Origin of the sequence: Mesorhizobium sp. M1334 (genome assembly GCF_040317995.1) — a bacterium.
Classification (GTDB): Bacteria; Pseudomonadota; Alphaproteobacteria; order Rhizobiales; family Rhizobiaceae; genus Mesorhizobium.
In genome coordinates, this window is sequence record NZ_JAMYLM010000013.1 from 129,894 (window position 1) to 151,107 (window position 21,214).

21 protein-coding genes are annotated in these 21,214 nt (G+C 64.5%); 11 read left to right on the forward strand and 10 right to left on the reverse strand.

Annotated elements, in window-relative coordinates; all coding sequences use genetic code 11:
- The first annotated feature begins 124 nt into the window (after window positions 1-124).
- From NKH17_RS21595 to nagA, 4 genes are read left to right on the forward strand one after another with little or no spacing between them, the layout of a single operon-like run.
- Window positions 125-1,006: a glucosamine kinase nucleotide-binding domain-containing protein gene (locus NKH17_RS21595; protein WP_352476905.1), complete on the forward strand. Its 882-nt coding sequence runs from the start codon at window positions 125-127 to the stop codon at window positions 1,004-1,006.
- Window positions 1,003-1,785, forward strand: coding sequence for a GntR family transcriptional regulator (locus tag NKH17_RS21600; RefSeq protein ID WP_352898313.1), 783 nt, complete (start codon window positions 1,003-1,005; stop codon window positions 1,783-1,785). The genes NKH17_RS21595 and NKH17_RS21600 overlap by 4 nt, the downstream gene beginning before the upstream one ends.
- A complete protein-coding gene (locus NKH17_RS21605; RefSeq protein ID WP_352898311.1) occupies window positions 1,782-2,813 on the forward strand; it encodes an SIS domain-containing protein in 1,032 nt (343 codons plus the stop codon). Before NKH17_RS21600 ends, NKH17_RS21605 begins: the two co-directional genes overlap by 4 nt.
- A complete protein-coding gene (gene nagA / locus NKH17_RS21610) occupies window positions 2,810-3,988 on the forward strand; it encodes an N-acetylglucosamine-6-phosphate deacetylase (RefSeq protein WP_352898308.1) in 1,179 nt (392 codons plus the stop codon). Before NKH17_RS21605 ends, nagA begins: the two co-directional genes overlap by 4 nt.
- Here the strand turns inward: nagA and NKH17_RS21615 are convergent.
- From NKH17_RS21615 to NKH17_RS21625, 3 genes are all read right to left on the reverse strand, one after another.
- Window positions 3,985-5,508 carry a malonate--CoA ligase gene (locus NKH17_RS21615; protein WP_352898305.1) on the reverse strand — a complete coding sequence of 508 codons (1,524 nt, stop codon included), beginning with the start codon at window positions 5,506-5,508 and terminating at the stop codon, window positions 3,985-3,987. The two genes, nagA and NKH17_RS21615, sit on opposite strands and share 4 nt — an antisense overlap.
- Window positions 5,509-5,548: 40 nt before the next feature.
- A complete protein-coding gene (gene rpe, locus NKH17_RS21620) occupies window positions 5,549-6,226 on the reverse strand; it encodes a ribulose-phosphate 3-epimerase (protein WP_352701094.1) in 678 nt (225 codons plus the stop codon).
- 160 nt (window positions 6,227-6,386) lie between these two features.
- Window positions 6,387-6,578: a hypothetical protein gene (locus tag NKH17_RS21625; RefSeq protein WP_352476899.1), complete on the reverse strand. Its 192-nt coding sequence runs from the start codon at window positions 6,576-6,578 to the stop codon at window positions 6,387-6,389.
- 411 nt (window positions 6,579-6,989) lie between these two features.
- Here NKH17_RS21625 and dnaK point away from each other — a divergent pair, with 411 nt between their 5' ends.
- The 3 genes from dnaK to pmtA all read left to right on the forward strand — a co-directional run bounded on the left by dnaK (window position 6,990) and on the right by pmtA (window position 10,965).
- The gene (gene dnaK / locus NKH17_RS21630; protein WP_023679851.1) at window positions 6,990-8,906 is read left to right on the forward strand and encodes a molecular chaperone DnaK; all 1,917 of its coding nucleotides are present in this window, start codon (window positions 6,990-6,992) and stop codon (window positions 8,904-8,906) included.
- Window positions 8,907-9,118: 212 nt separating this feature from the next.
- Window positions 9,119-10,255: a molecular chaperone DnaJ gene (gene dnaJ / locus NKH17_RS21635; protein ID WP_254815727.1), complete on the forward strand. Its 1,137-nt coding sequence runs from the start codon at window positions 9,119-9,121 to the stop codon at window positions 10,253-10,255.
- Between the two features lie 110 nt (window positions 10,256-10,365).
- Window positions 10,366-10,965 carry a phospholipid N-methyltransferase PmtA gene (gene pmtA / locus NKH17_RS21640; protein WP_352879165.1) on the forward strand — a complete coding sequence of 200 codons (600 nt, stop codon included), beginning with the start codon at window positions 10,366-10,368 and terminating at the stop codon, window positions 10,963-10,965.
- A gap of 34 nt (window positions 10,966-10,999) precedes the next feature.
- On the opposite strand, the gene NKH17_RS21645 is transcribed toward pmtA, so the two are convergent.
- Window positions 11,000-11,995, reverse strand: coding sequence for an alpha/beta hydrolase (locus NKH17_RS21645; RefSeq protein WP_352898301.1), 996 nt, complete (start codon window positions 11,993-11,995; stop codon window positions 11,000-11,002).
- A gap of 128 nt (window positions 11,996-12,123) precedes the next feature.
- Between NKH17_RS21645 and NKH17_RS21650 the strand changes: the two genes are divergently transcribed.
- From NKH17_RS21650 to NKH17_RS21660, 3 genes are read left to right on the forward strand one after another with little or no spacing between them, the layout of a single operon-like run.
- Window positions 12,124-12,720 carry an NADPH-dependent FMN reductase gene (locus NKH17_RS21650; RefSeq protein WP_352898298.1) on the forward strand — a complete coding sequence of 199 codons (597 nt, stop codon included), beginning with the start codon at window positions 12,124-12,126 and terminating at the stop codon, window positions 12,718-12,720.
- A complete protein-coding gene (pyrF, locus tag NKH17_RS21655) occupies window positions 12,717-13,430 on the forward strand; it encodes an orotidine-5'-phosphate decarboxylase (RefSeq protein WP_254815723.1) in 714 nt (237 codons plus the stop codon). The genes NKH17_RS21650 and pyrF overlap by 4 nt, the downstream gene beginning before the upstream one ends.
- A gap of 27 nt (window positions 13,431-13,457) precedes the next feature.
- Entirely contained in the window at window positions 13,458-13,745 is a 288-nt protein-coding gene (locus NKH17_RS21660; protein WP_254815722.1) for a DUF1330 domain-containing protein, read from the forward strand.
- On the opposite strand, the gene NKH17_RS21665 is transcribed toward NKH17_RS21660, so the two are convergent.
- The 6 genes from NKH17_RS21665 to NKH17_RS21690 form a co-directional block, all read right to left on the reverse strand.
- Window positions 13,742-14,800, reverse strand: a complete 1,059-nt coding sequence (locus NKH17_RS21665; RefSeq protein ID WP_352898294.1) for a D-alanine--D-alanine ligase family protein — start codon at window positions 14,798-14,800, stop codon at window positions 13,742-13,744. The genes NKH17_RS21660 and NKH17_RS21665 overlap by 4 nt on opposite strands.
- A gap of 106 nt (window positions 14,801-14,906) precedes the next feature.
- Window positions 14,907-15,788, reverse strand: a complete 882-nt coding sequence (locus NKH17_RS21670; RefSeq protein WP_352898291.1) for an SMP-30/gluconolactonase/LRE family protein — start codon at window positions 15,786-15,788, stop codon at window positions 14,907-14,909.
- Entirely contained in the window at window positions 15,788-16,426 is a 639-nt protein-coding gene (locus NKH17_RS21675; RefSeq protein WP_352972224.1) for a 2-dehydro-3-deoxy-6-phosphogalactonate aldolase, read from the reverse strand. Before NKH17_RS21675 ends, NKH17_RS21670 begins: the two co-directional genes overlap by 1 nt.
- Window positions 16,423-17,373, reverse strand: coding sequence for a 2-dehydro-3-deoxygalactonokinase (locus NKH17_RS21680; protein WP_352898450.1), 951 nt, complete (start codon window positions 17,371-17,373; stop codon window positions 16,423-16,425). The genes NKH17_RS21675 and NKH17_RS21680 overlap by 4 nt, the downstream gene beginning before the upstream one ends.
- Window positions 17,373-18,140, reverse strand: coding sequence for an SDR family NAD(P)-dependent oxidoreductase (locus tag NKH17_RS21685; RefSeq protein ID WP_254815718.1), 768 nt, complete (start codon window positions 18,138-18,140; stop codon window positions 17,373-17,375). Before NKH17_RS21685 ends, NKH17_RS21680 begins: the two co-directional genes overlap by 1 nt.
- A gap of 132 nt (window positions 18,141-18,272) precedes the next feature.
- Window positions 18,273-20,075, reverse strand: coding sequence for a GtrA family protein (locus NKH17_RS21690; protein ID WP_352898288.1), 1,803 nt, complete (start codon window positions 20,073-20,075; stop codon window positions 18,273-18,275).
- A 128-nt stretch (window positions 20,076-20,203) separates the two neighbouring features.
- Between NKH17_RS21690 and NKH17_RS21695 the strand changes: the two genes are divergently transcribed.
- Complete coding sequence (locus NKH17_RS21695; RefSeq protein ID WP_352476889.1) at window positions 20,204-21,211, forward strand: glycosyltransferase; 1,008 nt, start codon at window positions 20,204-20,206, stop codon at window positions 21,209-21,211.
- Window positions 21,212-21,214 lie beyond the last annotated feature (3 nt).

The window sequence follows — 21,214 nt, forward strand, 5'->3', positions numbered from 1 at the left end:
GGGATGGGACCGCAGACGAAATCCGCTGATTTCTCAACAAACTAGGCCTTAACTTTTTTGAAATGGAAATTAACCCTTGGCTATTGGTATTTTATTGGTATTATCCGCCCCGAGGAGAAATCGCGTGAAATTCGTGCTCGGCATCGATGGCGGCGGCACCAGCTGCAGGGCGGCCCTTGCAACGGCCGACGGCAGCGTCCTCGGCCGCGCCAAAAGCGGCGCCGCCAACATCCGCACCGATCTCACCGGCGCCAGGACGAACATCGTCGACGCGGCGCAGCAGGCCTTTGTCGCCGCGGGCAGGGATCCCGCACTGATCCCGCAAACGCCGGCCGTTCTCGGCCTGGCCGGCGCCAATGTCGGCACCTATAGGCAGCAGCTCGAAGCGATCCTGCCGTTCCGCATCAGCCGTGTCGAGACCGACGCCGAAATCGCGCTGGAAGGTGCGGTCGGCTCCGGCGACGGCGCCATGGCCATCCTCGGCACCGGCACCGCCTATATGGCGCGCAGACAAGGCAAGTCGCGCGCCATCGGCGGCTGGGGGTTTCAGGTCGGCGACCAGGGCAGCGGCGCCCGTATCGGTCGCGACCTGCTTGAGCAGACGCTGCTCGCCTATGACGGCATCCGCGAAGGCTCGCCGCTGACGCAGGCAATGCTCGCCATCTTCCGCAACAATCCCGAGGATGTGGTCGAATTCACCACCAACGCCAAGCCCGGCGATTTCGGCGGCTTCGCGCCCAAGGTGTTCGAACACGCCGAAAAAGGCGACGTCGTCGCTATCTGGATCCTCGACAAGGCGGTCGCCGATGTCGAGGCAGCGCTTGGCGTGCTCGACCTGGGCGGCGACGATCCGCTCTGCCTGCTCGGCGGGCTGGCGCCGCTTTACGCGCCGCGCCTGTCGGCCCGCTACCGGGCGCTGCTGAAACCGCCGCTCGACGACGCGCTGGGCGGCGCGGTGCAGATGGCGGTTCGGATTTTCGCAAACACGGCGGAGACAGCGCGATGAGCGAGGCCGCCGACCAGATATTCGCGGCGCTGAAACAATCGTCGCAGAGCGGCGCGCCGCTCTATCTGCAGCTGAGGAAGAGCATCGAGGATGCGGTCAAACGCGGGCTGATCGGACCGGGCGATGCGCTGCCTTCCGAGCGCGACATCGCCAGCAAGGCCGACATTTCGCGCGTCACCGTGCGCAAGGCGGTGCAGGACCTGGTCAAGGGCGGCATCCTCGTCCAGCGCCATGGTTCCGGCACCTTCGTTGCGCCGCGCATGGAGCGCGTCGAGCAGTCGCTGTCGATGCTGACCTCGTTTACCGAAGACATGGCGCGGCGCGGCATGGCGGTGCGTTCAGCCTGGCTCGACCGCGGCCTCTATCCGCCGTCGCCCGACGAGATGATGGTGCTCGGCCTGGCGTCGAACGAATTGGTGGCGCGCGTGGCGCGCCTTCGTATCGCCAACGACACGCCGCTGGCGATCGAGCGCGCCTCGCTATCAACAAGCGTGCTGCCCGATCCGGCGGCGATCGGTTCGTCGCTCTACGCGGCGCTGGAACAGACCGGCAACAGACCGGTGCGGGCCGTGCAGCGCATTTCCGCCACCAATCTCGGCGATGGCGATGCGCATCTGCTCGAAGTGCCGCCAGGCATTGCCGGCCTGCATATCGAGCGTATCTCCTATCTGGCGAGCGGCAAGGTGATCGAGTTCACCCGCTCCATCTACAGAGGCGACGCCTATGATTTTGTCGCCGAACTCCGGCTAAGCGGGCCGGGCGAAGAGGGCCGGTCATGAGCGCAACAATTACCCATATGCGGCGCGAGATCGACGAGATCCCGGAGGCCACCGCGCGCCTGCTCGACGGCTCGGCCGCGGTGCTGACCGAGGCCGGGCGCGGCATTCGCGAGCGCGACCCGAATTTCGTCGTCACCGTGGCGCGCGGTTCGTCCGACCATGCCGCAACCTTCATGAAATATGCCGTGGAGCTGACCGCCGGGCTGGCGGTTGCATCGGTCGGCCCGTCGATCGCCTCGATCTATGGCGCCAAGCTGAAGCTGAGCGGCTCGGCCTGCCTGGCGATCTCGCAGTCCGGCAAGAGCCCGGACATCGTCGCAATGGCGCAGGCGGCGCGGGCCGGCGGGTCGCTGACCGTCGCCATCACCAACACTGCCGATTCGCCGCTGGCACGCGCCTGCGACTACGCGATCGACATCCTGGCCGGACCGGAGCGCAGCGTTGCGGCGACGAAGACCTTCGTCAATTCGGCCGTCGCAGGGCTCGCCTTGATGGCGCATTGCACCGGCGACGACAAACTTCTGGCAGCACTCGCCCGCCTGCCGGAGCATTTTCGCAAGGCGATCGCGTGCGACTGGATGGCGCTGGCTGCGGCACTCGAGACGCCGAAATCGCTGTTCATCCTTGGCCGTGGCCCGTCGGCGGCGATCGCCAACGAGGCGGGGCTGAAATTCAAGGAAACCTGCGCCATGCACGCGGAAGCCTATAGTGCCGCCGAGGTCATGCACGGCCCGCTGGCGCTGGTCGGTCCCGGCTTCCCGGTGCTGGCTCTGGCTGCTCGCGATGCGTCCGAACCGTCGGTGGCCGATGCCGCCGACAGCCTGGCCGGCAAGGGCGCCGCCGTCTTTGTGACGTCGAGCAAGGCAAAGAGCGCACAGCCGCTGCCGCATGTCGCCACCGGTCATCCGCTGACCGACCCGCTGACGCTGATCGTGTCGTTCTATGGTTTCGTCGAGGCTTTTGCGCGCCATCGCGGCCTCGACCCCGACACGCCGCCCAATTTGCGCAAGGTAACGGAAACGCTATGAGCGACCGTTTCGCCCTGACTGGCGCCCGGATTTTCGATGGCGACGACTGGCACGACAATGCGGCGCTTGTCGTGCGCGACGGCCTCGTCGAGGCCATCGTTGCCGCCGGGGCTATTCCACCCGGTGTTGCGCGTATCGAGACCGGCGGCGGCATGCTGGCGCCTGGCTTCATCGATTTGCAGGTCAATGGTGGCGGCGGCGTCATGCTCAACGACCATCCCGACGTCGCCTCGATCGAGACCATCTGCCGGGCGCACGCGCCCTTCGGCACGGCGGCGCTGTTGCCGACGCTGATCACCGACACGTCCGAGATCACCGCCGCGGCGGTTGCGGCCGGAGCCGAGGCGGCACGGAGGAAGGTGCCAGGGTTCCTGGGCCTGCATCTTGAAGGGCCGCATCTTTCGATCGCCCGCAAGGGCGCGCATGACCCGGCCCTGATCCGGCCAATGCTGGGCCCCGACCAGGCGATGCTGATCGCCGCACGGAAAAATCTGCCCGTGCTGCTGACGACGGTGGCGCCCGAATCCGTCGAGCCCGGCCAGGTGTCGGCACTTAGCAAGGCCGGCATTGTCGTCAGCATCGGCCATTCCGATACCGGCTATGCCACGGCTCGCGCCTTTGCCGAGGCCGGCGCAACGGTGGTCACCCATCTGTTCAATGCGATGAGCCAGATCGGCAATCGCGAGCCAGGGCTGGCGGGCGCCGCAATCGATACCGGCACATTCTATGCCGGCGTCATCGCCGACGGTATCCATGTCGATCCCGCCACCATGGCGATCGCCTTGCGCGCCAAGCAGGGGCCGGGCAAGATCCTGCTCGTCACCGACGCCATGGCGACGATCGGTACCGACATGACCTCGTTCACGCTGAACGGCCGCACCATCCACCGTAAGGATGGCAGGCTGACACTTGCCGACGGCACGCTGGCGGGCGCCGATCTCGACATGATTTCCGCGGTGCGCTTCATGCACAGCGTCGTCGGTCTCGACCTCGACGAAGCCTTGCGCATGGCCTCGCTCTATCCGGCGCAAGCGATCGGCCAGTCGCACCGGCTCGGGCGTTTCGCCAAAGGCACCGCCGCCAACATCGTTTCGCTGTCGGACGATCTGGACATTAAAAGCGTCTGGATCGACGGCGCCAAAGTTTTTGCAGCTAACGCTATCCCTCCGGCTTAGCCGGTTTTGGACGTATAGAGGTCCTTATAGGTCTCGCGAAGCAGGTTCTTCTGCACCTTGCCCATCGTGTTGCGCGGCAGTTCGTCGACGAAGATCACCCGTTTCGGATGCTTGTACCTGGCAAGGCGCCCAGCGATAGCCTCGATGATCCCCGCGGCGCTGATGGTCGAGCCCGGCGCCCGCACCACGACCGCGGTGACGCCTTCGCCGAAATCCGGATGGGCAACGCCGATGACAGCGCTCTCGGCAACACCAGGCAGCGCGTCGATCTCGCTCTCGACTTCCTTTGGATAGATATTGTAGCCGCCCGAAATGATCAGGTCCTTGCCGCGACCGACGATGTGGACATAGCCGTCGGCATCGATCAGCCCGAGATCGCCGGTGATGAAGAAACCATCGTCACGGAATTCGGCCCTGGTCTTTTCCGGCATGCGCCAGTAGCCGCAAAAGACGTTTGGGCCCTTGACCTCGATCATTCCGACCTCGCCCCAGGCAAGTGTTTCGCCGCTCTCGGGATCGGTGATGCGAAGCGAAACGCCGGGCAAGGGGAAGCCGACCGTGCCGGCACGCCGCTCGCCCTCGTAAGGGTTCGACGTGTTCATGTTGGTCTCGGTCATGCCGTAGCGCTCGAGGATGGCGTGGCCGGTGCGCTCTCGCCAGGCTCTGTGCGTCTCGGCCAAAAGCGGCGCCGAGCCAGAAATGAACAGGCGGATGTTTTTCGCCGCTTGCCGGTTCAAACCGTCCTGCTGCAGCAGGCGGACGTAGAAGGTCGGCACGCCCATCAGGACAGTGGCGCGCGGCAGCTGCGAGACGATGCGGGCCGGGTCGAATTTGGTTTCGAACAGCATCGTGGCGCCGGCCATCAGGACGACATTGGTGGCGACGAAAAGGCCATGCGTGTGGAAAACCGGCAGCGCGTGAACCAGCACGTCTGCGGCAGTGAAGCGCCAGAGGTCGACGAGCACCCGCGCATTCGAGGCGAGGTTTTCGTGGCTGAGCATGGCGCCCTTCGAACGGCCGGTTGTGCCGGACGTGTAGAGGATCGCAGCAAGGTCGTCCGGCCCGCGCGCCACATCGTGGAAGTCCACGGCCGCCTCAGAGGCGCGATCGGTCAACGAACCCTCGCCCTGCCTGCCGAGTGTCACGACCGCAGCGCCCGAGGCCTGCGCCAAGGCGCCGATTTCGCTCGCTCGCGTCGGGTCGCAGACGACCAGCCGCGGCTCGGCATCCCTGAAGAAATAGTCGAGCTCGGTCAGCGTGTAGGCGGTGTTGAGCGGCAGGAAGATCGCGCCGGCACGCAGGCAGGCGAGATAAAGGAAAATGGCCTCCGGGCTCTTCTCGACCCGAACGGCGACGCGGTCGCCGGCTTCGACGCCCAGCTGCGACAGCGCATGTGCCAGTTGAGCGGAGCGCGCCAGCATTTCGCCATAGCTGATCGAGCGCCCGTCCTCTGCCTCCATCAAAAGGCGTCCGGGCGCGGGCGTCCGGGCACGGAAAGCATCGAACAGATGGTTGCTCATAAGTCCCCCCGAGCGGCTGACTCCGGCCGGACGGCGGCGGTCAGCCGGCCGCCTTGTCCGCCGCCGTCCTGATTGCCTCGATGTTTGCCCGGTAGGCTTCGACGCTGCCGCCCTTGAAGATGGCCGCACCGGCGACCAGCACGCTGGCGCCGGCGGCAGTGACCAGGGGCGCAGTTTCGGGCGAGATGCCGCCGTCGATCTCGATCCTGATCGGCCTGCCGCCGATCAGCGCCTTCACCCGCTTCACCTTGTCGACGATCGCCGGAATGAAGGCCTGGCCGCCGAACCCCGGATTGACCGTCATGATCAGGATCAGATCAAGCCGGTCAAGCACGTATTCGATCATCGTCTCCGGTGTCGCGGGGTTGAGTGACACACCGGCCTTCTTGCCAAGGTTTTTGATCGTTTGCAGCGACCGGTCGAGATGTGGCCCGGCTTCGGCGTGCACCGTGATGCCGTCGCAGCCGGCGTCGGCGAAGGCGGCCAGATAAGGATCGGCCGGGGCGATCATCAGATGGCAGTCGAAGAAGGCCTTGGTGCGGTTGCGGATCGCCTTGATCACCGGCGGCCCGAAGGTGATGTTCGGGACGAAATGCCCGTCCATGACGTCGAGGTGGATCCAGTCGGCGCCGGCGGCGGCCACCGCCTCGACCTCGTCGCCGAGCTTCGAGAAATCGGAAGCCAGCACCGATGGCGCAATCAGGGTTTTTTGAGCCATGTCCGCTTCCCGTTGTTGAGCCCGCCTTCGCCGTAATCATCTCGGCGCCGCTTGTCGACAGGAATCCGGCGTCCGCGCAGAAGGCGAGAAGCGGTGCGAGCCACTTCTCTTCTGGTGCAGACCTTTCCTCCAAGGCCTTTCCAGTGCACGGCCTTGGATTTCAGTTCGAATGGCGCCGCAGCCTGGCCGTCCGTGGCAGGAAGAGCTTGCGGTTGCCTTGTTTCACCTTCTGCAGATCGGGCTTCTTCAGCCCAGCGGCGAGCGCCAAGATCGACAATCCGCTGGCAGCCTGGATGGCGCGGCGCAAACGGCCGCCACGAGAGCGCACGAACGCCCCGTGGTCGCAAGACATGGATCTCCCCCCACAGGTCATGGGAAGGCGAAGGTCGCGCTGAGCTCCTGCTGTTCCATGAGACCATGGAGCCTCTGGATCTGTGGTCATGGGGCTTTCCTTTCCGGGGCCGCACCGTGCGGCACCTGAGCGTCTGTCGCGGGGCGAGGCGGAAAGGTTCATGGGCCGGGGCCGGGCCGGCTGGATCACCGCCGGAAAATACCGGCCTGCCGGTCCCGGATCCGATCAACCGCGATGAATGGTGAACGCCTTGCGCAGAATGCTTGCGCGCCACGCAGCCTGTTCTTATATACGCGCCAAGCCGTCCAGCGCCGAATGCCGGTTGCCGGAGCGGAATTTCTTGTGAACAGGGGCTTTCATCGGAACGCCTGTACGGGTCCTGAGAGCCTGCTTAGCGGAGAGATTAGAACAATGGCAAAAGTAATCGGTATCGATCTGGGAACAACCAACTCCTGTGTCGCCATCATGGATGGCAAGGAATCCAAGGTCATCGAGAATGCGGAAGGCGCCCGCACGACCCCTTCCATCGTCGCCATCAACAGCGACGGCGAGCGCCTCGTCGGCCAGCCGGCCAAGCGCCAGGCGGTCACCAATCCTGAAAACACCATTTTCGCGGTCAAGCGCCTGATCGGCCGCCGCTACGACGATCCGGTGACGGAGAAGGACAAGAAGCTTGTCCCCTACAAGATCGTCAAGGGCGACAATGGCGATGCCTGGGTCGAGGCCGGCGGCAAGAAGCAGTCGCCCAGCCAGATCTCGGCGATGATCCTGCAGAAGATGAAGGAAACGGCGGAGGCCTATCTCGGCGAGAAGGTCGAGAAGGCGGTCATCACCGTTCCGGCCTATTTCAACGACGCCCAGCGCCAGGCGACCAAGGATGCCGGCAAGATCGCCGGCCTCGAAGTGCTGCGCATCATCAACGAGCCGACGGCGGCCGCACTTGCCTATGGACTGGACAAGAAGGAAGGCAAGACGATTGCCGTCTATGACCTTGGTGGCGGCACGTTCGACATTTCGGTGCTCGAAATCGGCGACGGCGTGTTCGAGGTGAAGTCGACCAATGGCGACACCTTCCTCGGCGGCGAGGATTTCGACATGCGCCTGGTCGAATATCTGGCGGCCGAGTTCAAGAAGGAACAAGGCATCGACCTGCGGAACGACAAGCTCGCCCTGCAGCGCCTCAAGGAAGCGGCTGAAAAGGCCAAGATCGAGCTGTCGTCCACCACGCAGACCGAAATCAACCTGCCCTTCATCACCGCCGATGCCACCGGCCCCAAGCACCTGACGCTGAAGCTGACGCGGGCGAAGTTCGAGAGCCTGGTCGAGGATCTCGTCCAGCGCACGATCGATCCCTGCAAGGCGGCGCTTAAGGATGCCGGCCTGAAGGCCGGCGAAATCGACGAAGTCGTCCTGGTCGGCGGCATGACCCGCATGCCCAAGATCCAGGAGATCGTGAAGCAGTTCTTCGGCAAGGAGCCGCACAAGGGCGTCAACCCGGATGAAGTCGTCGCATTGGGCGCCGCCATCCAGGCCGGCGTGCTGCAGGGCGACGTCAAGGACGTGCTGTTGCTCGACGTGACGCCGCTGTCGCTCGGCATCGAGACGCTGGGCGGCGTGTTCACGCGGCTGATCGAACGCAACACGACGATCCCGACGAAGAAGAGCCAGGTGTTCTCCACGGCCGAGGATTCACAGTCGGCGGTGACCATCCGCGTCTTCCAGGGCGAGCGTGAAATGGCCGCCGACAACAAGGCGCTCGGCCAGTTCGATCTGGTCGGCATCCCGCCTGCGCCGCGCGGCGTGCCGCAGATCGAGGTCACCTTCGACATCGACGCCAACGGCATCGTCAACGTCTCGGCCAAGGACAAGGGCACCGGCAAGGAGCACCAGATCCGCATCCAGGCGTCTGGCGGCCTTTCGGACGCCGACATCGAGAAGATGGTCAAGGACGCCGAGGCCAATGCCGAAGCGGACAAGAAGCGGCGCGCGCTGGTCGAGGCCCGCAACCAGGCCGAGGCGCTGGTGCATTCCTCGGAGAAGTCGCTGAAGGAATATGGCGAGAAGGTTTCCGAGGCCGACCGCACGGCGATTGCCGATGCGATCGCGGCATTGAAGACCGCCGCCGAAGGCGACGATGTGACCGAGATCGAGGCCAAGACGCAGACGCTCGCCGAAGTCTCGATGAAACTCGGCCAGGCCATGTACGAGGCTTCGCAGAAGGAAGCCGCCGAGGCCGACGCCAAGGCTGATGCCGCCAAGGACAGCGACGTCGTCGATGCCGATTTCGAGGAAATCGACGAGGACGACGAGAAGAAGAAGTCGGCCTGAACCGCCTGACGGTACAGGTAAGCAAAAAGCCCGGCGCGCAGCCGGGCTTTTTTGCAACCCTTTGCCAGAAAAACGCGGAGCTCCCCGAAAAAATGCGGACAAAGCCTCGTAGACACTGGCATCGCGGCTCCATCACACCTAAATCGGAACAGCGTGCCGGCAAACGACGCAACGATGCTTCAAGACGTTGACTATCCGGACTGCGGGAAAACATGAAAGCTGATTTTTACGAAACGCTGGGCGTGCAAAAGGGCGCCGACGAGAAGGAGCTCAAGAGCGCTTTCCGCAAGTTGGCCATGCAGTTCCATCCCGACCGCAACCCAGGCGACCATGCCTGCGAGCACAAGTTCAAGGAAATCAACGAAGCCTACGAAACGCTGAAGGACCCGCAAAAGCGTGCCGCCTATGATCGCTTCGGCCACGCGGCCTTCGAGCACGGCGGCATGAATGGCGGGGCGCAGGGCTTTGGCGCCGGCGGCTTCGCCGACATTTTCGAAGACATTTTCGGCGACATGATGGGCGGGCGCCAGCGCCGGTCGTCCGGCGGCCGCGAGCGCGGCGCCGACCTGCGCTACAATATGGAAATCACGCTGGAAGAGGCATTTTCCGGCAAGACCGCGCAGATTCGGGTGCCGGCCTCGATCTCCTGCTCGGAATGCTCCGGCAGCGGCGCCAAGCCCGGCACCCAGCCCGTCACCTGTTCGATGTGCAACGGCCACGGCAAGGTGCGCGCCACGCAAGGCTTCTTCTCGATCGAGCGCACCTGCCCGCAATGCCAGGGGCGCGGCCAGACCATCAAGGATCCGTGCCCGAAATGCGCCGGCCAGGGCCGTGTCACCGAGGAGCGCTCGCTGTCCGTAAACATCCCTGCCGGCATCGAGGACGGCACCCGCATCCGGCTGGCCAATGAGGGCGAGGCCGGCCTACGCGGCGGCCCGTCCGGCGATCTCTACATATTCCTCGCGGTCAAGCCGCACGAATTCTTCCAGCGCGACGGCGCCGATCTTTATTGCAAGGTGCCGATCTCGATGACAACGGCAGCGCTTGGCGGCTCGTTCGAGGTGACGACACTGGACGGTACCCAGACGAAGGTGAAGGTGCCGGAAGGCACCCAGAACGGTCGCCAGTTCCGCCTCAAGGGCAAGGGCATGCCGGTGCTGCGCCAGCCCAATATTGGCGACCTCTACATCCAGACCGTGGTTGAGACGCCGCAGAACCTTTCGCGCCGCCAGCGCGAATTGCTGGAAGAATTCGAGCAGCTTTCCTCAAAGGACAATTCGCCTCAGTCGAGCGGATTTTTCGCCCGCATGAAGGACTTTTTCGAAACGTTCGGCGAGCACCGAAGCTGATCCCTGGAAACACTTCCCGAGCGTCATCAACACCTTATCCGGGGATTCGCCTTGTCTTGCACCTCGTAGCTGTTAAGTAGCATGCGAGGGAGCGTTGAGGAGGACTTTCGATGACGCGTAGTCCCGGACTGCGAAAGACGCTGGCGGAAAAGTTCGACGACGAGTTGAAGTTCTTCAAGGGCTGGATCGACAAGCCGAAGGCGGTCGGTTCGATCGTCCCGACCAGTTCCGTCACCGCGCGCAAGATGGCCTCGATCGTCGATCCGAAATCCGGCCTGCCGGTGCTCGAGGTCGGGCCCGGCACAGGCGTCATCACGCGCGCCATTCTCGCCCAGGGCATAAAGCCTGAAAATCTCTATGCGATCGAATATTCCACTGATTTCGTGCGCCATCTGCGTCAGCTTTATCCAGGCGTCAACGTCATCGAGGGCGACGCCTTCAATCTCGACGCAACGCTCGGCGACAGGCGCGACCTGATCTTCGATTCGGTGATATCGGGCGTGCCGCTGCTCAATTTTCCGGTCGCCCAGCGCATCGCCTATGTCGAGAGCCTGCTCGACCGTATCCCGGCGGGCCGGCCGATCGTGCAACTGACTTACGGGCCGCTGTCGCCGATCCCGCCCGGCCGCGGCGACTATACGGTCGAGCATTTCCATTTCGTCATCCGCAACATTCCGCCGACGCAGCTTTGGATCTACCGGCGCGGCTGAACGCACGCCAAACGTCTGGATGCCGGCAAGCCGGTCATTGCGGCTGGTTGGCCAATCGGTCCAGGAATGCCGTCAGCCTTTCGAACGCCTGCTCTCCCGCCTTGCCGTCGAGATCGAACTGATATTCATGCGGCAGGGCCGGACTGTTGTCGTCTGGAAAGAACAGCGTGTCGACCGCGACGCTTTGCGCCGTGATCGCGCGCGCGATCTGACGCGACTGCGGCGCCAGCGGATCGGCATTGCCGACCGAGACGAATGCCGGCGGAAATTGCGGCGTCAGGTGCCTGTCGACTGAAAATTCGGCAATGCGCGGGTCGTCGTCCAGCCGCTTCACGCCGAGATACGACCACATGACGGTCCTGTTGAAGCCGGCGAAAGGCCCTTCGGGCGAGATCATCGCGGGATCGTAAATGCCGCAGAACAGTGCAACGCCTTTCAGTTGCGCGCGCTCTATGCCCGGATCGACGTCCATCATGGCGGCATAGGCGGGATTGCTGATCGTGGAAGCCAGTTGAGCGACGATCTGCGAGCCGGCGGAGTCGCCGGCGAGAAAAAGTCTGTTGCGATCGATGCGGTAGCGGCCGGCATTGCCGGAAAGAAAGGCAAGCGCCTTGTTGGCCTGGAGGACTGGCGTCGGATAGCGGGCGCCGGGGGCGACGGAATAGCCGACCGAGACAGTGACGTAGCCCCGACCGGCCAGTATTTTCATGTATGCCGAGATGTCGGCCTTGTTTCCGGCAACGAAGCCGCCGCCATGCACCCAGACCACCGTAGGCAACGCCTTTGCCTGAGCGTCCACGGGAAAGAAGACGTCAAGGGTCTCGTCGGGGTCCTCGCCATAGCGCTCGTCGCGCAGTTCGCCGACATTGGCGGGCACGTGCTTTTCAAGCGCGCGGTTCTTTGCCACTGCATCCTTGTGAAAAGCGTAACGGATCAGAAGGACCGAAGGCCACGGGCTGAGGACGAAAGCGGCGTAGCCGGCGGCAGCAGCCACCGCGAGAGCGACAAGACCATAGCCTACCCATTTCAATCCCACGAGGTCCGCCCTATCCGCTGGCGCCGGTCGCCAAAGCGGCCAGCGCTAAATGCGTGCCGCAATCTCGGCTATTGATTCATCCCACGCATCGCCTATAGCTGCCGCCACAGCAAGGGATTGCGATGCCGATCATCCCGAAAATTCTCGTCGTCGCCGGTTCGGTGCGCAGCGGCGCCTATAGCGGCAGGACTGCCGACGTGGCGCAGAAGGAACTTGCCATGCAGGGCGCGGAGGTGACCCGCATCTCGCTCGCCGACTATCCGTTGCCGATCCTCGACCAGGATCTGGAAAAGGACGAAGGCATTCCCGAAAACGCCGTCAGGCTCGGCCGGATGATCGCCGCCCATGACGGCCTGCTGATCGCGACGCCCGAATATAACGGCTCCATTCCGCCGCTGCTCAAGAACACCATCGACTGGGTGAGCCAACTGCGCAAGGATGGGGGCCGGACGTTCAGGCCGCTTGCCGGCAAGGTCGCCGGCCTCTGCTCGTCTTCCAGCGGACCCTTTGCAGGGATACGTTGCATCAACCATCTGCGGGCCGTGCTGGTGCGCTGCCGGATGGAGGTGGTGACACCGGAGTGTTCGGTGCCGGAGGGCGGTAGCGCCTTCGACGACGTAGGCAACTTCCGGGACGAAAGACTACGCCAATCGATGGAGCACCTATGCCGAACGCTGATCGAAACCTCGCGCATGCTGTCAACGCGGATCGAGGCATGATCCCGGACGCCGCGCGTGCCGACACAATTCAGGAAAGGCTGATCGTCGGCCTCGACCTGCCGACGCTGAGGGAAGCCGAGAAGGCGGTGCGCGAGCTCGACGGGATCGTCTCCTTCTACAAGATCGGCTACCAGCTCGCCTTTGCCGGCGGGCTCGACTTCGCCCGCGAGCTGGCCAGCGGCGGCACCAGGATCTTTCTCGACATGAAGCTGCTCGACATCGATAACACCGTTGCCAAGGGGGTCGACAACATCGTCAGGATGGGCATGAGCATGCTGACCATCCACGCCTATCCGAAGACGATGAAGGCGGCGGTCGAGGCTGCCAGGGGCAGCGACCTTTGCCTGCTCGGGGTTACCGTGCTGACCTCGATGGACGAGCAAGACGTGATCGACGCCGGCTATGAGTATGACCCGCATACGCTGGTGCTGAGGCGCTCCGAGCAGGCGCTGCATGCCGGCATGGGCGGCATCGTCTGTTCGGCCGAGGAAGCGGAGGCGGTACGCCGCATCGTCGGCCCCGATCTGGCGGTAGTGACGCCGGGAATCCGACCGAAGGGCAGCGACCATGGCGACCAGAAACGCGTGGTGACGCCGGCGCAGGCGATCCGCAACGGCTCCAGCCATCTCGTCGTTGGCCGGCCGATCGTCGGCGCCACCGACAGGCGGGCGGCGGCGGAAGCCATTCTCGATGAAATGCGCTCGGCCTGATGCCAGGAATTAACCCGGAGAAATACCATGCCCAAGGGATACTGGATCGCTCGCGTCGATGTGCGCGATGCGGAAGGCTACAAAGACTATGTCGCAGCCGCCAAGCTGGCCTTCGACCGCTTCGGCGCCAAGTTCCTGGCGCGCGGCGGCGCGCATGAGAAGGCAGAGGGACCGGGCCGCGACCGCAACGTGATCATCGAATTTCCGTCGCTTGCGGTGGCGCATGACTGCTACCACTCGCCCGAATACCAGCGCGCCGTCGCGATCCGCCAGAAGGTGGCAGATGGCGAAATCGTCCTGGTCGAGGGGATTTAGGCGCGAAGCCGGTTCGCCGCTGCCTCCGCCATCGCATCGGCGAGGCTCAGGCCCCATTGCTTGCGACAGTAATCGCGAAAATCGAAGCAAGGCAGGCCCGGGCAGACCTCGAACTCGATGACATGCACGCTGTCGTCGGCTTCGACCCGGAAGTCGATGGAAAAGACGTCCCGCAGGCCAAGCCCGACCATCAGGCTTTCGGCGATGCGACGGATTCTTGCATCGGCTCGAGGCTGGCTGGCGTCAACGGGAAGCAGCAACGGCTCGGCGTAATTTCCCGTGGCTTTGGCCGCTTCGCCGGTATTGCCGTAAAGCGCCAAGCTGTCCTGCATGGTTTGGAAATCGCCGCCCGAATCGACAAAGGCGACGCCGAGCGCCTCAATGCCGGTATCCGGCTTCAGGCCGAGAAAGCTGGCCCGCACATTGCGTCCGGGGACATAGGGCTGGACGACGACATCGTCGCGATAGGCGGCGAATACGCGCCGGCTAAGCTTCAGCGCATGGCCGAGATCGTGACAGCGCGAATCCGGCCAGATGCCGATCTTGGCGCCGAGCCGGTTCGGCTTGACGAACCAGCCGGCCGGCGAGGCCGGCGGCGCGACCAGCCACGCGCCGTCACGGGCAAGGCCCGCCTGCGGCACCGGCAGGCCAAGCGCGCCGAGCACGGCGCCGGACCGGAACTTGTCTTGGCAGAGCGCGAACAACGCATCGTCGGCGCCGATCGCCTTCAGGCCATTCAGCCGTGCCAGAGCCGGTGCCGCGCCGCCACGGAAGTAGGCAATGCCGTCGGTCAGCGTCCAGACAAGCGAGGTCTTCGGAACTTCGCCGGCGAGAACGCTTGCGGCGTCGTCGAGCGCCACCGGCGCAAACGACAAGCCGCGCGTTTGGCAAGCGGCGGCAAGTGCGTCGAATTCAGCAGCGATGTCGGTCGATTGCGCCAGGTAGGAGGCGATTTCGGCGGCACGCTCCGGCACGTGGTTATCGGCGACCAGCCGATCGAAGCAGGCCTGTTCCGGCTCGTAGACAAGGATCAGCTTCGGCTTGCGGCTTGACATGGGTGAAACGGCTCCTGGCAGCACGATTGCCTACCATCGCACGGCGAACGTATTCGGCTTGCGCGCAACCGACGTCAGCCGGGTGCCCGCACGACAGCAACTGCCCTCAGGCAATCAACACGCGCGGCTCGAAGCGACCATTGACCGGAATGTCGAGCATAAACGTCATGCCGGCTTGCGGGTCGAGCAGGCGCTGCTTCTCGCTCTTGCCCGACCAGGCGGAGGTGACCGCGATCCGGTCGGCATTTCCGCCGACAAAAGCCGGACAGGACGGTTGCGTGACCGGCATCGCCACCGAACGGATAAGCTTGCCGTCGGGCCCATAGGCTTCGACGACGCTGCCGCCCCAGCAGGCGTTCCACAATATGCCGTCGCGGTCGAGCACCGAACCATCGATATAGCCCTTGGCCGAACGGTGGTCGACGAAGACCTTCGGTCCGCCAACCGGCAGGCCGGTCGCCGGATCGCAGCCGACGCGCATCAACAGGCCGGTGCTGGTATCGGTGTAATAGGCAATGGTCCCATCCTCGGAAAAGCAGATAGAATTGGGCACCGTGATATCCGCATAGAGCCGGCGCAGCTCGCCCTTGAAGAACCAGTAGATCGAACCGGCGCCCTTCTCCTCGCCCTTGCCCATTGTGCCGACCCAGAGGGCGCCGCAAGGATGAACGCGCGAATCGTTCGAGCGGGTGACCGTATTATCGGCCTCGATCGGCGTGTGCAGCGTCAGCTTGCCGGTCGCGACGTCGCGGACATGCAGGCCGGTCTCGGTGGCGATCAGCTGACGCCGGTCGTCGATGACGGCAATCGCACTGGCCATCTGGTGGAGCTCGTGGATCTTGACCGCACCGCCGGACAGACGCTTTTCCAGGAGCTGGCCGTTGACAATGTCGAACCAGTAGAGCGTCTCGGTGGCGGGGTCATAGCTTGGTCCCTCGCCGAGTTGGCAGACGTGGTCGGAAAAAACCGAAACGATGGTCTCGCTCATCATGCCACTCCAAACGCCGCGTCCCAAGCCTGAACTGCGGCTTTCGCCCGTGCTGCCACTTCGTCGACGCTCATTCCCGGTTTGAACAGGCTGGAGCCAAGACCGAAGACGCTGATGCCGGCTGCCTTGTAGCCGGCAAAATCCTTGTCCGAAACGCCGCCGACGGCGCCGACCAGCACACTGGCCGGCAGCACCGCGCGCATGGCCGAAATGCCTGCCGCGCCAAGCACGCTTGCCGGGAAGAATTTCAGGGCCGAGGCGCCGAGCCGGATTGCCTGGAATGCCTCGGTCGGCGTGAACACGCCGGGCATTGTCACCATGCCGTACTGCTTGGCACGGCCCATGACCTCGGCATCGATATTGGGGCTGACCAGCAGCCGCCCGGCGGCTTTGTGCAAGCCGTCGACATCGGCGGCGGTGAGCACCGTGCCGGCGCCGACCAGCGCTGTCGGAGGAAGCGCTTCGACAATGCTGGCGATAGAGGCAAAGGGCTCGGGCGAGTTGAGCGGCACCTCGATCGCTTCGATGCCTGCGCCGAAGATCGCCTGGCCGATCGCCACCGCCTCGCCTGGCTTAAGGCCGCGCAGGATCGCGACCAGACCCCGCTCGAGCTTTGGAAAAGGTGCGGTCTCGGTCATGCGGCAACTCCATTTTTGGCGATCATGCCATTTTCGCGCGCGGCTTCGGCAAGGCCGGCGCGCACCGCCTCGTCGGCGTCGACCGCCCTGAAAGCGAGCCCGGCAAGGCCGAGCGCCTCGGCATAGAGCGTGCCAAGTGCGCCCGACGCGATCAGCACGACGGGCACAGCGCTTGCTTCATAACGGCGATTTGCCGAAGCGATCTCGCTACCGATCAGCAGGCCGGACAGGCAGGCGGCGGCATCTTCGGGCCTCAGGTCCTGCAGCAGGCTGGCGGCGCGGATCGAGAACAATCTTGAAACGACGTCACCACCTTCGGCCAACGCCTTCAGGCACCAGTCCCGGAAAAACGGACTTTCGGCGACAACCGGCTTCGGCGGCTCGCCCAGCGAATGGCGCAGGATCGAGTGCGCGGCGAGCACCGAAAACAGCTCGCCGGTCGGCCAGGTGCCGAACCCGGCAACAGAGCCGTCCTCGACCAGCACCCATTTCGAATGGGTGCCGGGCATGCAGACGAGGTGACGTCCCTTTGCCGGCAAACCGGCTCCGGCAAGCTGCGTTTCCTCACCGCGCATGACGTCAGGCGCATCGGCGAAGCGTTGGGCAAGGCCGGGCACGATGCGGATGTCGCGGCGCTGGCCGGGGATGCGGGCAGCTTCGGCCAGGATAGCGCCGATCGGCGTGGGAACGCTGACATAGGGCGCCTCCAGCCAGCCCTGGCGCGAGCCGGCCATGCCGCAAATGATGACCGGCAGGTTTTCGGGTGCGCCCATGGCGGCCAGATGCCCTTCGAGAATGGACGAAAACCCTTTAGCCTGAGCGGTGATCAGTCCGTCATCGCCGCGCCGCTCGGCGAGAACGTCGCCGGTGCCGTCGAGCAGCCATACCCTCATGCGGGTGGTGCCCCAGTCGACGGCTGCGACGGAAGCTGCCTTGCTCGGTGAGATCACAGGAACCCCCCGTCGACGATCAGCATCTGCGCGGTCAGCATGCGTGAAGCATCCGACGCCAGGAACAGCACGGTGCCGACAATGTCTTCCGGCTGCATCACACGCTTGATGCACTGCTTGGCGACGTGAGCGGCGAGCGCCTGTTCGGTGACCCAGAGCTTTCTCTGCCGCTCGGTGATTACCCAGCCGGGCGCGATCGCGTTGACGCGAATGCCGTCGGCACCGAGCTTGCCGGCGAGACCCTTGGTAAGGCCGACGATCCCGGCCTTGGCGGCGGTATAGGCCGGCATATCGGGATGGTTGATGAGAAACGAGGTCGAGGTGAAATTGATTATCGAGCCGCCGCCGGCCCGCTTCATGCCCGGCGCCACCGCCTGCGCGCTGAAGAAATGCGGGCGCAGGTTGATGGCATGGTTGTTGTCCCAGAACTCGACCGTGACGTCTTCGACGGCATGACGGTCATCCTGAGCGGCATTGTTGACCAGCACGGTCACGTCGCCATGCGCCTCGGCGGCTTTGGCGATCGATACCCGCAATGCCTCGATGTCGCGTATGTCGGTCTTGAGATAGAACGGCCGCCGGCCGAGCTCCTTGTCCAACCGATCGGCCAGCGCCAGGCTCGGACGGTCGGCGATATCGATAAAGGCGACCTTTGCCCCCTGGCGGACAAAACCTTCGGTCAAGGCAGCACCAATGCCGGAGCCGCCGCCGGTGATCAGCACCGAAGCGCCTTCGAGGTCGGCAAAGCGTGCCGATGGCATCATGAAATTCTCTCCCGGTCCAATGATCTCGGTCGGCCGGCGCGCATCCTATCCAGCCGTGTCGGGCGGGCAAGGGCGAAAGAGTGGATTGGCGCGACTTATGTCCGACAAAAGGCCGCACGCGCCGCCGATCGATCAGCCGCCCACCCGGACGCGGTACAATTCGACGGCGGCTCCGCTGGTCCCGGCAACCGGCGCAAGCCATTCCGGCACGCTGCCGCGCATCAGCCCGGCAAGAAAGCCTGCCGGCGCCTTGGCTGCGAGGAGCTTGCTTTCGGCGCTGCCGGGGCACAGCGCGACGAGGCCGACGTTATGATCCGCGACGACCGTCCTGGCATCGGCATCGGACCCAAGGAAGGCATCGAGCGCCAGCAGGTTGCCGGCGACATTGCGATGATAAGGCCCGGCGAAGACGCGATGTCCGGAATAGGCCAGGATAGGCGATCCGAGATTGGAAATTGCCAGCACGGTGGTGCCGGGCAGGCGGCCGAGTGCCGCAAAGGAGGCCTTGCGCTGGCAAGCGACATCGGTGCCGTCGCCATTATCCGCCGTGGTGTTGCTGTCTTCGAAGGCTACCGAGGTCGCCGCGGCAGCCCCAGTCCAGACCGCATTCACCGAAACCAGCCAGACGGTAGCCATGCGCAGCGCCACACCGCGCGACGCGCTGGCCTCGGCCCGTTGACGCCATTTGGCAATCCAGGCGGCAAGCGGAATGACGGCGAAGGCGATCGAGAATGTCGAACCGCGTACCTGCCAGGCGCTGACGATGAAGGCCACGACCAGCAGCGCGCCGACAAGGCTGTCCTGCCGCCGCCAGCCACCGCGGCCAAGGCGAAGCGCCGTCAGCACGAGAGCAATGAGCGGCGTGGCATAGCGCGCCACCACCCCGGCCGGATCTTCAGCGAGCAGCTTTAACAGCGACTGCGCCTCGTCGATATGATCAAGCCACAGCTCCTTGAGGCGCGGATCGAGATTGGCATAGGGCGCTGCCAGGCATTGTGGGAACAACAAGACGACGACAGCGCCCAATAGCATGGCGAGCAGGCCAAGTGAGGCGATGCGCCGTTGGCGCGTGCGGCCGGCCGGCTCGATCGACGCTATGGTTGCAAGGCCGGTTCCGGCAATCGCTGTGACGACGAACTGCACGGCCGAGAAGGCGTCGCATTGCGCCTGACCCCAGGCGGACCACGGAATGGTGACGACAAAGACGAGAGCGGAGACGCCGGCAAAGCCGAGGCCGAAATCCCTGGCGATCGATCTCTCGCCATTGACGTCGAGGGCAAACAGCATGGCGACATAGGCGCCGATGGTGGCAACGTAGGGCGCGGTTTCCATGCCGACGGCCAGCATCAATCCGGCGCACAGGCCGGAGAGCAATGCCGCCGCCCTGCGCAACGGCGCTTCAAGCAACAAGCTCACGCTGGCCATGCTCAGCATCAGCTGGATATTGTGGTGATCGAGCGCGCCAGGCGAAAAAATGCCGAGGAAATGCAGTGCGGCGGCGCCGACGACGACAGCCGGCAGCACAGCGCCGTCACCGGCAAAGCTGCGTGCGGCGCGGGCGGTGAAAAATACGGTCAGGCAGAAGAGCAGCGCCGGCCACAGCACTTGCGCGACATTCTCGGCAAGCGCCGCGCTGCCGGTCAGGGCCGATACGGCGATGATGATGGTGGCGATCGGCGCATCGACCAGCCGCGACCAATGCATGACGAAGCCGCCTTCCAGGCCCATCCTGTACTGGTGGAGATCGAACCAGCTTTGGCCGGCGAGCATGTCGCGAACTTCGACGAGGCGCAGCAGATTGTCGTTGTCGCCGCCGGCATTGGTCAGTGCCGGGAAGCCGGCAAAGGCATTGACGGCAAGTGCCAGCACCGTGGCAAGCAGCGCCAGCGCGATATCGGACCTCCAAATGGAGGCGCCATCGTCGGCTGTGCTCATATCAGGACCTTTGGAGGAATACGGGGCGGCTTAAACCTAGCCTTAACAGCTTCAATAAATAGTAAAGCCGCCCGAGCGAGGCCGGCGTTTGCGCGGTCAGGGGCCTCACGGGGCATCCGGAGACGAAAATGCCACAAGACGTGCGCCATGAGCCGAGCATCGCCGTGCTGCTGCCCTGCTACAATGAGGAGCTGACGATCGGCGAAGTGGTGCGGCGCTTTCGCGAAACGCTGCCTGCCGCCGCGATCTATGTCTACGACAACAATTCGCGCGACCTGACGGCGCTCCGAGCCCGCGCCGCCGGCGCCATCGTGGTGCGCGAGCCGCGCCAGGGCAAAGGCAATGTCGTGCGCCGCATGTTCGCCGACATCGAGGCCGACATCTACCTGATGGCCGACGGCGACGGCACCTATACGCCGGAGGACGCGCCGCAACTGATCAACACGCTGCTGACCGAGCGCTCCGACATGGTGGTGGGCACCAGGCGCGGCGTCACCGACGATGGCGGCAGGACCGGTCATGCCTTCGGCAACCGCATCTTCAACAGCCTCTACAAGCGGCTGTTCGGTTCCGACTTCACCGATATCTTCTCCGGCTACCGCGCCTTCACTCGGCGCTTCGTCAAGAGCTTTCCCGCGGTTTCCAGCGGCTTCGAGATCGAGACCGAAATGTCGGTGCACGCCTCGCAACTCAAACTGCCGGTCAGCGAGATCGGGCTCGACTATGGCCGACGGCCGGAAGGCTCCTCGTCGAAGCTATCGACCTTTCGCGACGGCGCGAAGATCCTGTGGATGTTCGCCATGCTGATGAAGGAGACGCAGCCGCTGCGTTTCTTCGGCGCTTTTTCGGTGTTCTTCCTGGCATCAAGCCTGTTTCTGATGGCGCCGGTGCTGATCGAGTTCGCCGAAACCGGGCTGGTGCCGCGCATGCCGACGTGGGTGCTGTCGGTCGGGCTGCTGCTGCTGTCGATGCTGGCGGCGGTGACCGGGGTAATCCTCGATTCGGTGTCGCGCGGCCGGGCCGAGCAGAAGCGCATCTTCTATCTGTCGATGCCTTCCGGCCGCATCGAACGCGAACGCGCAAGTGCGCTCGCGACTCTGAAGACCGGACCGCGCAAGACCCCGCGGGCGGCTTAGAGC